Source organism: Ornithinimicrobium carbonis, from assembly GCF_977012275.1.
In genome coordinates, this window is record NZ_OZ348993.1 from 1,454,063 (window position 1) to 1,466,770 (window position 12,708).

Consider the following 12,708-nt stretch of genomic DNA (forward strand, 5'->3'; position numbering starts at 1 on the left):
CGGGAGGGGCCTCCTCGTTGGGTCGACGGTCTAATCGTCGGTGGTCATCCTCAGGGGTTGACAGTCACGAGCGTGCTGCCCGCGAGCGTCGTGCCCTCGAGGAAGTTGACCTGACCGAGGTAGCGCTCACCACCAAGCAATCCGTCCCACGAGGCGGTCACCGTCACCGTGGTGCCTTGGGTCACCGTCAGTGATGCAGGCGAGGCTGTGAGGTTGGCTTCATCCTCGTCACCCAGATTCCAGATGTGCACCGGTGCGGTGACCGACGCTTCGTCACTGTAGAGGTCGACGATGGCCGCGTACGTACCGGGCTCAAGGCTCTCCACGGTGATTTCCTCGCCCGAATCGAAGTTGCCACTGGAATCCACCAGCACGAGGCCGCGAGAGGTCAGGCGAGCGAGATAGAGGTCGATGTCTTCGGCTTGCACCTCGTCCGCAAAGGTGGAGAGACGGGTGACCTTCGTGCCCGCGGGCACCTCGAAGAAGTCACCACCATCGACGACTGTTGTGCCGTCCTTGATGACGTCTAGCGGCAGGACCGTTGACGGCAGGAGGCCGTCCACGTCGGTGTTCATCACACCGCTGAAGCCGGTGGTGATGTCCAGCTCGAGAGAACCGGAGGCGCCGGACGCGTAAACCTCACCCGGAGCGGCCACGGCGACCGGACGGACCGCGATGGTGCTTCGGACCGGCTGGACCTTGGTGCTGGACGGCTGCCAGGTAAGAGCGCCGAATGCGTAGGTGTTGAGCGCGGCATCCGTCCGGGTGATGGTCACCTCGAAGGTGGCCTCACCCTTGGCCGGCACCTCGATGGTGCTCGGCTCGACCGTGACCGTCGTGCCTGCCGGCGCCTCCACCTGTGCGGTGTAGGTCATCGGCCCCTGTCCCACGTTGGTGACGGTGCGGGTGATCGTCTGGGAACCCGCGAGGTCTCCGACCGAGATGCTCGGGTAGTTCAGGTCGCTCGGGTCGACCGGGGTCTCCGGACACGGGGCTGCGAGCTGACCGATGCCGCACGCGTAGGCGAGCCAGTCGTTCCACCCGGCGTCGTAGACCAGGCCCGGGTTGTAGGACTCGATCGGCTGCACCTCACCGGCACCGTAGTTCAACGGGGTCGCGACGGACGGTCCGCGCATGATGGGCTCGCCGGCGTCGGTGGTCTGACGAGCAGTCGTCATCATGGCGGACTTGACCGCTGCCGGGCTCCACATGGGGTTCTTCTGCTTGAGCAGCGCACCGAGTCCGGCCACGTGCGGGGCAGACATCGACGTTCCCGACAAGAGGTCGTACTGCGACTCTCCCGTCTCCGGGTTCTCGCCGACGGCTGCCAGGACATCGGCACCAGGGGCTGTAATGTCCGGCTTGAGCAGGTCACCGCCACCGGCCAGTGCAGGGCCGTAGGAGGAGAAGCCCGCCATCGAGGGGGCGTCGACCTGGACCGTGGTGGTCTCCGAGATCGCCCCGGTCCCAGCCTGCCCAGCCGCGTACTCCTTGACCTCGGCGCCGTCCGGCGCCGTCAGGTGGGTGGCGGGCAGGCCATAGATGATGGCGTTCTGGTTGGCAGCACCCCCGGGCAGGTTGACGAGCACCATTCCGGCTCCACCAGAGTTCTTGACCTCCGCAGCCTTGTCGACGAGTGCGTACGCACCGCGGTCGCACACGACCAGCTTGCCAGCCGTCAGTTCGTCGTCGAGGCTCCCCGTGGGACACAGCTCAGGGTCTTCCGCACCAGCGGCCGCCACATCAGCAGCGAGCACAAGGTCGGTGGCGTCGAGGGGACCGCCGTAGCCGACGCCCTCGAACGTACGACCGTCGCCCAGTGTGAGAGTGTTCAACGCACCCCGGTCGTGCGTGCTGGCTGCGACGGTCATGGTCCATGGGGCGTTGTGCGCCACGGACGAGACACCGACGCTGTCACCGCTGTTGCCGGCGGACGTCGAGACGAATACTCCGGCGTCGGCTGCAAAGAGGAAGGCGATCTCATCCGGGCCGACGACCGAGGTGCTGGACCCGGAGACCGAGTAGTTGATGACGTCGACGCCGTCAGCGACGGCGTCGTCGATGGCTTCGACCAGGCCGGACGTGGTGCCGGATCCACCGCCGTCCTCCGTCTGCCAGAGCGCCTTGTAGACCGCGATATGCGCAGCAGGAGCCATCCCGGAGCCGGTGCCCATGTCCTGGCCCTGCACCGTCATGGGGACGCCGTGGTTTCCGGCGGCGGTCCCCGCGGTGTGAGAACCGTGACCGTTCATGTCGCGCGGACTTTCGTAGTCGTACGCGATGTTGTTCCCGTAGTCAGTGCCGTAGTAGCGAGCCCCGACGATCTTGGTAGAGCACTTGAACTTGGGGTCCCTGGGCGTGGCGCACTTGTACTTCCCCTTGGGCTTCTTCACCTTGTCGGTCTGGGCGAAGCTTGGGTTCTCCGGGTCGATCCCGGTGTCGATGACACCGACCACGACTCCCTTGCCGGCGTCTGCCGTGCCGCCGAACTGCTCGGCCCAGACACCGTCCTCGCCGGTCATCCCGAGGTAGTCGGGGGTGGTGGCGGTGTCCGCATACCGGATCTCATCTTCCCAGACCTGGACCACGTCGGGGGACTTGGAGAGCTTTGCCGCCTCGACTGCAGTCAGGTCCGCAGTGAAGCCGTTCAGCGCCACCGTGAATTCGTGAACCTTGGCCTCGGTGGGAAGACCTGCACGGCGCAACGCCTTGGCGTGCTCGTTGCGTAGATGGACCTCGTATGCGCGTGCATTGCGAGACTCCGTGTCCACCTTCTCGCCCTTGGCGGGCTTGGTGGCCGGGATGCCGGCGACGCCTCCGGTGTAGCTGGCAATCGGCGCGTCATCGAGCTGGACGATGTACGTCTTGCGGCTCTGGTCCAGCTGCAGTTCTGGTGCTGCAGTGGCCGACATGGCGAGCGGCGAGACGACGACGGTGGCGGCGGTGGCGAACGCGGCGATGCGTGCACCCCGGCGCGGGGACGTCATACCCACGGGGTTCCTCTCTCACAGGGACGGGACGGATCTGGGCGGCCACCACGGTGTGGCCTGATTCCCAGATCCGCCCTGATCCTGCGCCCCGCGACGCCGGAAGTACACGGTCTTTGCCGAATTGTTACCAGCAAGTCACCCTTCGGGGTGGGACCGGTCCTCGAACTCCTCGTCCAGCCCCTGCAGCTCCACCAGGCCGGCCTCCTGGACCGCGGTGTTCGGGCTGCGCAGCTTGGCCACCGCGCGGGTGACGCGGCCGGTGTCCACGCCCTGGACCTCGGCCCGGCGCAGGTTGGCGGGGCTGTCGATCTCCATCGCCAGGACGGCCTCGGCCTGCTGACGCACGCTCAGGTCGGTCCCGCGGGCGGGAAGCTCGGTCGACGTCGACCGCTCGGTGCTGCCCGTCGGGCCCAGGTCCGCGTCGGCGCTGGTCACCTTCTTGCCCTTGCCGCCACCACCCTTGCCGCCGCCCTTCCCGCCACCACCGGTCGAGCCGTCGTCCCCGCCCCCGCCACCGGACGAGGGGACGAGCGCGGGGGCGATCGCGACGGCATACCCCTCGTTGCCCAGCCTGTTGGGGTGGTAGGACTCCACGATCGGGTTGCTCAGCCCGTTGATCCACTCCGGGTCGTCGCAGACGGCGTGGCCGAGGAAGTCGTCGCGCACCTCGACGTAGGTGAAGCCTGCTCCGGTCGCCCTGGCCTGGATCAGCGTGTCGAGCTCGGCGGTGCCCGCGTTGAGCTCGCGCATCTCGCCGGAGGAGAAGAAGGTGGCCAGGTTGCAGTCCTCGCCGTTGAACAGGTACGGGTAGCCGGCCACCGCGACCGTCGCGCTCGGTGCGCCCGCGCGGATCTCGCCGTAGAGCGCGTCCAACCGGCCCGGCATCACCCCGGTCAGGATGCTCCGGGACCGGTCGATCTCGCCGTAGCAGTTGCTCAGCCACCCCGGCAGGGCGCACTCGGTGATGACGTCGGCGAACCCGACGTCGTTGCCACCGATCGTCATGGTCACGTATGCCGTCGCGTCCGTGAGCGTGCCCAGCTGGTTGGCGTGCACGTCGGCGGTCGTCGCGCCGGAGCAGGCCTGGTAGTCGAGGGTGAGCTGCTGGCTGGAGGCGAGCAGCGCGGGGTAGCCGTAGGGCGAGCGGTAGCACCCGTCCGTCGATGCCCGGGTCCCGGTGCCGGCGGAGAAGCTGTCGCCGAGGGCGACGTAGTGCTCGCCGGCGGCCTGGGTCGGGCTCGCGGCGAGGGTGGCGGTCAGTGCGGTCGCGCAGAGGGCCGTCAGTGCACGTGTCGTCGTTGACATGGGGGAATGCTGGCACCCGGCGGCGCTCCCGGCAAGGGGAGACGTGGCTCAGGTCACATGTCGGTCGGGTTCGCGCCCCCGCCGGTCGGTGCTGACGGGTCGGCGCAGTAGCTGAACGAGCCGTCCCTGGACGCGTGGTAGCTGGCCGTCTGCCCGTCGACCGCCAGGATCAGCTGCCGTCCGGGCACGAGCGCCTGGGTGTACATCATCCCCGGCTTGGGGCACCCCAGGCTGCCGTCCGGCCAGGTCACCGCGGCGTACCCCACGACCTCGACGTCCTCGGGCTCCACGCCGCGACGGGCGGCCTCGGCGGCGATCGCCTCCTGCACGGCGTCGCTCTGGACGATCGAGTCCGGCACGGGGCCGGTCGGCAGCGCGGGTCCGGGGACCGGGATCGGGGTCAGGCCTGGGTCCATGTCGTCCTCCGTGGTGGTGGCGTCGTCGCCGGGGTCGTCGGTCGTGGGGGCGGGCTCGTCGGTCCGGGTGGGCTCGGCGCTCGCGTCGTCGTCGGCGGGTGCCTGGCCCGGCGCCGTCGCCGCCGTCCCGTCGGTCTCGGCCGGCTCGTCGGCGTCCCCGCACGCCCCGAGGAGCAGCGCGCCGGCGGCGGTGAGGGCCAGCACCGCCCGCGCGCCGGGGCGCGGACGGCCAGCCCGTCCGGTGGCGGCTCTGCGCATGGGTCCTCCTCGACCGGTCTGCTCCCGCCGGCCCGACGGCCGACGAGCGGAGCATCTCACTCCTGGGGGTGCGACGCCTGCGCGACCGGTCCCGTTCCGTGCCGCGCCAGACCCAGCCGCACCGGTGACGAGGACCGGACGATGGACGTCGTCCATGGCGGGAGGGTAGGGCGGAAGGTAGGGCCGGTGGCGGGGACGCGGCTACGCTTCCGCCATCCGGTCGTGCCCGGGGATGGCGCGACACCGTGGTCGTCGAAGGGACTCCTCATGGGCAGGGTGCTCAAGGTCGTGTCGCTCCTGGTGGTCGGGGCGCTGGCCATGGTCGGGGTGATCGGGGCGGCCGGTCTGGCGGGGGTCACGTTCCCGTTCCAGACAGAACGGGTCGACCGGAACCACCCGGCGCTGCTGCGGTCGGTCCAGGACATCAGCCAGTTCCACGCCGCGGTCGGCAGCTTCGAGATCGTCCTCGACCAGGAGGACGACGTGAGGTGGGTGCCGGGCTTCATCGCCGGCGAGCGCTCGCTGTTCGTCGCGGCCGGCACGGTCAACGCCTACGTCGACCTCTCCGGCCTGGCCGACGGCGACCTCACCCTGTCGGCGGACGGGACGTCGGCACGGATCCGGCTGCCGGCGCCGCAGCTGGACGCGCCCAACCTCGACCACGACCGGACCTACCTGGTCTCCCAGGAGCGGGGCGTGATCAACCGCCTCGGCGACGCCCTCTCGGCGCAGGATCAGCAGGAGCTCTACCAGGAGGCCGAGCAGAGGATGCTGGCCGCAGCCGAGGAGTCGGGGCTGGTGCAGCAGGCCGAGGAGAACACGCGGGAGATGCTGACCGGCATGTTCGGCGCCCTCGACATCCAGCTGACGGTCGTGGAGGGTTGAACACCGCGGATCGTCAGCCGGTGCGCAGGAGGTGGAGCGCCGGTCCCCTGAACCAGCGCCCCACCCCTGCTCCCCCCAGTGAGCCACGCGCCATTGCGACGCCCCTCGTGACTGCATCGGGTGTCCCGTCCCGACATCAGTAAAGACGTCGGGGAACTGCTAGACGTTGCCCCCGTTTCGTGTGATCTGCATCACACTTTCCGCGGCGCTGGATGAATCGCCCCCCGGACCGCCGTTTCTACCCCCTCGCCCGGATCGTCAGCGACTGCTCCACCGTCCCGACCGGTCCCGACCTGTCGTGCACCACCGACGACGTCTGGCCGGTTCCGCCCGGCCCCCAGCTGACCGAGGTGTCCAGCCCGACCCACTCACCCTCGGGCTGGCGGTGCAGGTGCAGCGTGAGGTCGACGTTCGGATAGAGCCACTCCGTCGGCGGCCGCCGGTTCGCGACCCCGTTGGCCACGTCCAGCAGCCCGCACCACCGCGCGAACCGGCTGCTCTCCTCCCCGTCCACCAGCCCGACCGGCGTCCGCACCCAGGCCTGCCCCCGCCCCGGCCTCGACTCCGCGGACAGGAACTCCAGGGAGTGGATGAACCCGCCGCCCCAGTGCTCCATCCCCGTCCACGGCGGCACCCCGTCCGGCCCCGGCAGCGACGGCGCCTCCACGCCCGCGACCTGCGCGGTGTCGGCCCTGGCCAGCCGCCACGCGGTCGCCCGCACGACGTCACGCCCACCGGCGCTGGCGGTCGCCTCCACCAGCTCGATCGTCCGCCCCGGCCGCAGCGTGCGCGTGACCACGGTCGTCTCCTCCAGGTGGATCATCCCCAGGATGTCGAAGGTGATCCGCGCCCACTGGAGCTCGGGCCGCGGGTCGTGCCGCTCCAGGCAGTGCACGAGCAGCCCGGCGACCGGCGCCATGTGCTGCTCGGTCTCCTGCCAGGCGCCCTGGGCACGGAGGGTCGGCGCGTACCGACCCTTCCCCTGCGCGACGTAGTAGAAGTCCTGGTTCTCATCCGCGCTCACCCGGCGAGTGTAGTAATGGACCATGGCCCCCCTCCCGCCGCCCGACGCCGCCGCCTGGAGCCGCATCGCGCGCGCGGTCGTCACGACGCCCTACCCGTGGGCGCCGGGCCACGTCGTCACCGGCCCCGACGACACCACCCTCGTCCCCGAGCGTCTGCACCCCGCCTTCCACGGGTCCCTGGACTGGCACTCCTGCGTGCACGTCCAGTGGTCCCTGGTCACCCTCCTGCTCCGGTATGCCGACGCGCTCGGCGAGGAGGAGAGCGCCGCCGTGGTCGGTCTGCTGGGGGAGCGGCTGACCGCGCAGAACCTCACGGTCGAGGTGGCCTACCTGCGGGAGCGCCCGGCTTTCGAGCGGCCCTACGGCTGGGCCTGGGCCGCCCAGCTGGTCGCGTCGGTGACGGAGGGGGTGGCGGGGTTGGGCTCGGACGCCATGGAGCGGGCGGAGGAGCACGGGGACAACTCCCAGCCGGGGACCGCGGGCGGGGCGGGGGAGGGCTCCGCCGGCGCGCGGCATACCCCCTGGTCGTCCTGGGCCGACGCACTGGCGCCGCTGGGGGAGGTCCTGGCCGAGCACGTGCTGGGGTGGTTGCCGCGGCAGACGTACCCGGTGCGGCACGGGAAGCACCAGAACGACGCCTTCGCGCTGTGGCTGCTCGTCGACGCCTTCGAGCGGCTGGGGCGGGACGACGTCGTGGCCGCGTGCCGGGAGAAGGCGCTCACGTGGTTCGGGGAGGACGCGGGTGCGCCGACCGCGTGGGAGCCCGGGGGCACCGACTTCCTCAGCCCCGCGCTGACCGAGGCCGGGCTCATGACGCGGGTGCTCGAGCCGGGAGCGCTCGCGGCGTGGCTGGACGGGTTCCTGCCCGGGCTCGGCGAGGGGCGGCACGAGCACCTGCTGGAGGTGCCGGAGGTGGGCGACCCGACGAACGGGCAGTACGCCCACCTGCTCGGGCTCGCGCTCAGCCGGGCCTGGCAGCTGAGGGTGCTGGCGGGGCGGGTCGAGGTTGACGGAGTGGCCGGGCGGTTGCGGGCGGCGGCCGACGCGCAGGAGGCGGCGGTGCTGCGGCAGATCACCGACGGGGACTTCATGGCGACCCACTGGCTCGTGTCGTTCGCGCTGCTGGCCCGCGGGGTGCTGGAGGAGCGGTGGGCCGGGGCCGGGTCTCGTGGCGTCCCGCCCTCGCCCCGACAGGACGGCCGCGTCGCGCCGCGCCGGCAGGACGGCCGTGTCACGCCGCGCCGGCAGGGCGGCCGTGGCGCGTCCTCGCGCCGGCAGGACGGGGGTTCGCCGTGAGGGGGCGCGCGTGGTCCGTGCGACAACGCCTGCTGGCCCTCATCGTCGCGGTGATGACGGTGGGCCTGCTGGTGACCGGGCTGGTGAACTACGCGCTGGGCTACCGCTCCCTCGTGGAGCGGGTGGACGCCGAGCTGCTGCAGGAGCAGTCCGAGCTGCTGCTGCTCGCGCAATCGGGGCCGGACGGTGACGGGCAGCCCTACCGGGACGCCGACCAGCTTTTCCTGACCTTCCTGCAGACCGCGGTGGCAGGGGAGGACGAGGCGCTGCTGGCGGTGGTCGACGGGCAGGTCGTCCTCTACTCCGGCGGCGAGCGGCCGTTCGACGTGCGGCACCCGGACATCCGGGAGGCGGTCGAGGAGCTGGCCGTGGAGGAGGGGCGGGCCCGGATGACGACGCTGAGCTCGCAGGACACCTCGCTGCGGATGCTCGTCAGCGACGTCCAGCTGCCGGGGGAGACGCGTGAGGCCACGTTCGTCGTCGTCATCGACCTGGGGCGGCAGAGCACGCAGGTCACCCGGCAGGCGCTGACGTACGCCGGGCTGTCGCTGGCCGTGCTCTCGGTCGCGGCGCTGCTGGCGCACCTGTCGCTGGGACGGCTGCTGCGGCCGCTGCGCGACCTGCAGCAGGCGACCGCCGAGACCACCACCGAGGACCTGAGCCGGAGGGTGGAGGTGGAGTCGGCCGACACGGAGGTGGCCGAGCTGGCGGTGCGCTACAACGACATGCTCGACCGGATCGAGGCCGGCGTGCGGGAGCAGCGGCAGTTCCTGGACGACGCGGCCCACGAGCTGCGGACCCCGCTGACGATCGTCCGGGGCAACGCCGAGCTGCTCGACACGCGGGACGCCGAGGACGTGGCGGCCTCGCGGCGGTTGATCCTCGAGGAGGTCGACCGGATGCAGCGGCTCGTGGACGACCTGCTCATGCTCGCGCGCTCGCAGCGGCCGGACTTCCTGCGGCCGGCAGGGACCGACGTGACCCAGCTGGCGGTGGAGGCCATGGACCGGATCACGGCGCTCGGGCCCCGGGCCTGGCGGCTGGACGTCGGGGCCGAGGGGGTCGTGGAGCTGGACCGCCAGCGTGTGCTCCAGGCGCTGGTCCAGCTGGCGGCGAACGCGGTGAAGTTCAGCGGGGAGGGGTCGACCGTCGAGCTGTCCACGGCGTGGGCGCCGGCGGGGTCGGGCCTGGGCCGTCTGGCCGAGGAGCTCGGTGCCCGCCCGGCCCCGCGCTACCTGGTGCTGGGGGTGAGCGACCGGGGGATCGGCATACCGCGGGAGAGCCGGGAGCGGGTGTTCGACCGGTTCACCCGCGCCGAGAACGCCGCCCAGACCGAGGGGTCCGGTCTCGGCCTGCCGATCGTGCGGGTGATCGCGGAGGCGCACGGCGGCGCGGTCGGGGTGGAGTCCGAGGAGGGCGTCGGGTCGACGTTCCGGATCTTCCTGCCCGACTTGGGGAGGCCGGAGGAGGGTGGCCTTGAGGGGGATGGCCGCCAGGCGGAGCACCGGGACGGGGTGCCTCAGGGTGTGGTCAGCGACTGACGGGGCTGGACGGCTCTGGTTCGTGGGTGCGGACCGGGTCAGCGACGGATGAGCGTGGGCGGGTCGTCGAGGTGCGCGTGGACCGGGTTAGCCGGGATGGCACGCCGACCCGGGTCAGCGGTGGGCGAAGGGGGTCGTGGGGTGCGCGGCGGCCGGATCGTGGCCCGGCTCGCTGTCGGGGATGTCCGGGAAGGCCGCCCCCATGGCCAGCAGACCCACCCCGCTGGTCACCAGTGCGTAGGTGCAGGCGGTGAGCAGGGGCTGAAGGAGCTCGGAGGCTGCGGTCCGGTCGACGAGGGCAGATCCGGCGGCCAGGAGGACGAGGCCGACCATCAGGCAGACGACGCCAACGCGCACGAGGTTGAGTGAACGCATCGGAGGACCATAACCCCGCTCCCAGGCTTTCCCAAGTCTGTTGTCCACAGGGATGTGGCGGACCCGCATCGTCGCTGTTCAGGGGGCTGTCTGGGGATCGTCGACGGCTGTCGCAGCGCGCTGGCGTGGTGCTGTCGGGGGGCGTCGCAGCGTGCTGGCGTGGTGTTGTCGGGGGGCGTCGCAGCGTGCTGGCGTGGTGCTGTCGGGGGGCGTCGCAGCGTGCTGGCGTGGTGCTGTCGGGATTGGCCGGTCGTCCTCCAGCGCCGGCCCTGGGGTGTCCTCCAGCACTGGGCCCGTGGTCTCGTCCGGTGTCCGCCTGGGGGTGTCGTCCGGTTTGCACATCTGCCGATCGCGTTTTCGCAGGTCGCGCTTTTAGCAATCTGTGCAAAGTGGACGAGACCCTGCCCAGGGTGCTCGCCGGTGAACGATGCGACGGCTATGAGATGCAGTGATGCCGACGCTCAGGAGGCGGGCCTGACCCGTGGGACGGTCCTCGCGGCGTCCTTGATGTAGCGGTCGATGAGCTCAGGCTTCGTCAGATCCTCGTTCCCCACGCGGACCACGCCATACCCCAGACGCCGGATGCGGTCCTCCCGGTGCTTCTCGGCGACGACGGCGTCAGCGTCACCCGTTCCGTCGGCCCGGACGTACTTCACCCGCCCGTCGAACTCCACGACTACCCCCAGCTCGGGCAGGTAGAAGTCGACCCGCGCGAAGACCCGGCCGTCCTCGCAGATGGCGTGCTGCGCCACGACCGTGTACCCGAGCTCGAGGAGGATGAGCCGCAGCCAGGACTCGGGCGACGACTCGGCCAACCCGTCCGACCTCTCCAGCGCCTCACGGGCGTGCGGGATGCCGGGGACGAAGCGCATCCGGCCGAGCCAGTCCTGCAGCTGGGGGACGGTCGCCAGGCCACGGTGACGGACGGCGTCCATGATGCTGACCGCGATGCTCGGGCGGGTGAGGAGTGCGCTCTGGATGGCGGCGACGGCCGGATGGACCACCGGCACGGTCGGTGCCTCGCACCGGGAGGGTCCGGCGACGGCATGGGCCCGGTCAGACGTGGGGTCAGGCAGGACGATCCCGAAGGCGTTCGAGGACCGGACGACCTGTGCCGCGACGACGGCGCCCTCGCCCGGGCAGCAGTGCACCGTGAACTCGCGGTGCAGACGGGTCGTTCCCTTCCGCGTCCGGTGGCAGACATGCATGCGTTCCATCGCCGAGGTCGTCACCGGCAGACCCCACATCACCGCCGCACTGGTGTGGCTGGCCGCGAGGTCCTCGGGGCGGGTGCGCAGCAGGACGGTGGTCCTGAGGACGTGCCGCGCCTCGAATCGCACAGCCAGCATCGCCGACCTCGTGACGTAACCCCCGCGGACCACCCGGACCAGCTCTCCGGTGTGCACCGCCGCGCGGATCTTCTCGGTCCTGATCCCCACCGACCTGGCCTCCCGCGCGGTGACGATCTGGTCGTGCTCGGCCAGGTAGCTCTCCAGGTCCCCATCCATGCCGCAGCACGATGACGCATCGGGGCCTCCCGCCGCTGCCGCACCGCGCCAGCCTGTGGACGACACGACCGCCGCACAATGATCGCCCGATCTGCTCAAGTGTCAGCCGTCGGGCCTGTCAGCCGTCGGGCCAGGGGTCTCATCCACTTTGGACGAATCCCACCCGCGTTTGCCCAGGTCATCTCGTCCGGCCTGCGGGCAAAGTGGATGACACCTTCGTTATCGGCCGACCCCCCGCTCGCCGTCGTGGCCCTTCCCGCCCCCGACTACCCTGACCGGATGCATCACATCCTGATCGCGGAGGACGAGGAGGGCATCGCCCGCGTCATCGATCGCGGTCTGCGGGGGGCCGGCTACCGGACGACCGTCGTGAGCGACGGGTTGGCCACGCTCGAGGTTGTCGCCGAGGGCAACGTCGACCTCGTCGTCCTCGACGTCGGGCTGCCGCGGATGGACGGGTTCACCGTGCTCAGGATGCTGCGCACGATGGAGGACCCGGTCCCGATCATCATGTGCACGGCCCGCGACTCGGTCGAGGACACGGTCTCCGGACTGGAGAACGGCGCGGACGACTACCTGGCCAAACCTTTCCGCGTGGAGGAGCTGCTGGCCCGGGTCAAGGTCCGGCTTCGGCAGAAGACTCACGTCAGCACCGACGCCCAGCAGGTCATAGCCGGAGGCGTGGTCCTGGACCTCGTCGCCCACACGGCCGAGGTCGACGGGACGCCGGTCGACCTGTCCGCCCGGGAGTTCACCCTGGCGCGCGAGCTGATGGAGCACGCCGGCCAGGCCCTCAGCCGCGACCAGCTCCTCGACCGGGTCTGGGGGTACGAGGTGACGGGCAGCTCCAACGTCGTCGACGTCTACATCCGCTACCTGCGCACCAAGCTGGGTGCCGACCGGATCACCACCGTGCGCGGGATCGGCTACCGCTTCGAATCCTGACGAGGCCGCACCTCGGCACCGCTCGCCTCCCACGTCCAGCGACCAGCCACCGTGATCGCACGGTCGACTCTCACCTCCAGCGACCAGCCAGCGTGATCGGCCGCTTGCCCCACCTGCATCCACCCGCCAGCGTGATCGGGCGCTCGACCCCCACCTGCAGCGAC

Annotated in this window: 10 protein-coding genes; 4 read left to right on the forward strand and 6 right to left on the reverse strand. The window is 71.0% G+C overall.

Features of this window, described 5'->3' with window-relative positions; translation table 11 throughout:
* Positions 1 to 50: 50 nt before the first annotated feature.
* From ACWHYA_RS06470 to ACWHYA_RS06480, 3 genes are all read right to left on the reverse strand, one after another.
* Positions 51 to 2,987, reverse strand: coding sequence for a S8 family serine peptidase (locus ACWHYA_RS06470; RefSeq protein WP_425942159.1), 2,937 nt, complete (start codon positions 2,985 to 2,987; stop codon positions 51 to 53).
* Between the two features lie 138 nt (positions 2,988 to 3,125).
* On the reverse strand, positions 3,126 to 4,295 hold the full coding sequence (locus ACWHYA_RS06475; protein WP_425942157.1) for an SGNH/GDSL hydrolase family protein: 1,170 nt from the start codon (positions 4,293 to 4,295) through the stop codon (positions 3,126 to 3,128).
* A gap of 53 nt (positions 4,296 to 4,348) precedes the next feature.
* Positions 4,349 to 4,969, reverse strand: coding sequence for a hypothetical protein (locus ACWHYA_RS06480; protein ID WP_425942155.1), 621 nt, complete (start codon positions 4,967 to 4,969; stop codon positions 4,349 to 4,351).
* A 267-nt stretch (positions 4,970 to 5,236) separates the two neighbouring features.
* Here ACWHYA_RS06480 and ACWHYA_RS06485 point away from each other — a divergent pair, with 267 nt between their 5' ends.
* Positions 5,237 to 5,854 (forward strand): DUF4230 domain-containing protein, encoded by a 618-nt coding sequence (locus tag ACWHYA_RS06485; RefSeq protein WP_425942153.1) that lies wholly within the window; start codon positions 5,237 to 5,239, stop codon positions 5,852 to 5,854.
* 238 nt (positions 5,855 to 6,092) lie between these two features.
* Here the strand turns inward: ACWHYA_RS06485 and ACWHYA_RS06490 are convergent, their stop codons facing one another.
* Positions 6,093 to 6,902 carry a thioesterase family protein gene (locus ACWHYA_RS06490; RefSeq protein ID WP_425942151.1) on the reverse strand — a complete coding sequence of 270 codons (810 nt, stop codon included), beginning with the start codon at positions 6,900 to 6,902 and terminating at the stop codon, positions 6,093 to 6,095.
* Between ACWHYA_RS06490 and ACWHYA_RS06495 the strand changes: the two genes are divergently transcribed.
* Together ACWHYA_RS06495 and ACWHYA_RS06500 are read left to right on the forward strand one after the other, a co-directional pair.
* The gene (locus ACWHYA_RS06495; RefSeq protein ID WP_425942149.1) at positions 6,901 to 8,175 is read left to right on the forward strand and encodes a DUF2891 family protein; all 1,275 of its coding nucleotides are present in this window, start codon (positions 6,901 to 6,903) and stop codon (positions 8,173 to 8,175) included. The genes ACWHYA_RS06490 and ACWHYA_RS06495 overlap by 2 nt on opposite strands.
* 17 nt (positions 8,176 to 8,192) lie before the next feature.
* A complete protein-coding gene (locus ACWHYA_RS06500; RefSeq protein WP_425942147.1) occupies positions 8,193 to 9,716 on the forward strand; it encodes a sensor histidine kinase in 1,524 nt (507 codons plus the stop codon).
* A gap of 114 nt (positions 9,717 to 9,830) precedes the next feature.
* Here the strand turns inward: ACWHYA_RS06500 and ACWHYA_RS06505 are convergent, their stop codons facing one another.
* Positions 9,831 to 10,091: a hypothetical protein gene (locus ACWHYA_RS06505; RefSeq protein ID WP_425942145.1), complete on the reverse strand. Its 261-nt coding sequence runs from the start codon at positions 10,089 to 10,091 to the stop codon at positions 9,831 to 9,833.
* A 461-nt stretch (positions 10,092 to 10,552) separates the two neighbouring features.
* Positions 10,553 to 11,599: a hypothetical protein gene (locus ACWHYA_RS06510; RefSeq protein WP_425942143.1), complete on the reverse strand. Its 1,047-nt coding sequence runs from the start codon at positions 11,597 to 11,599 to the stop codon at positions 10,553 to 10,555.
* A 279-nt stretch (positions 11,600 to 11,878) separates the two neighbouring features.
* On the opposite strand from ACWHYA_RS06510, the gene ACWHYA_RS06515 reads away from it, so the two are divergent.
* Positions 11,879 to 12,544 (forward strand): response regulator transcription factor, encoded by a 666-nt coding sequence (locus ACWHYA_RS06515; RefSeq protein ID WP_425942141.1) that lies wholly within the window; start codon positions 11,879 to 11,881, stop codon positions 12,542 to 12,544.
* Positions 12,545 to 12,708 lie beyond the last annotated feature (164 nt).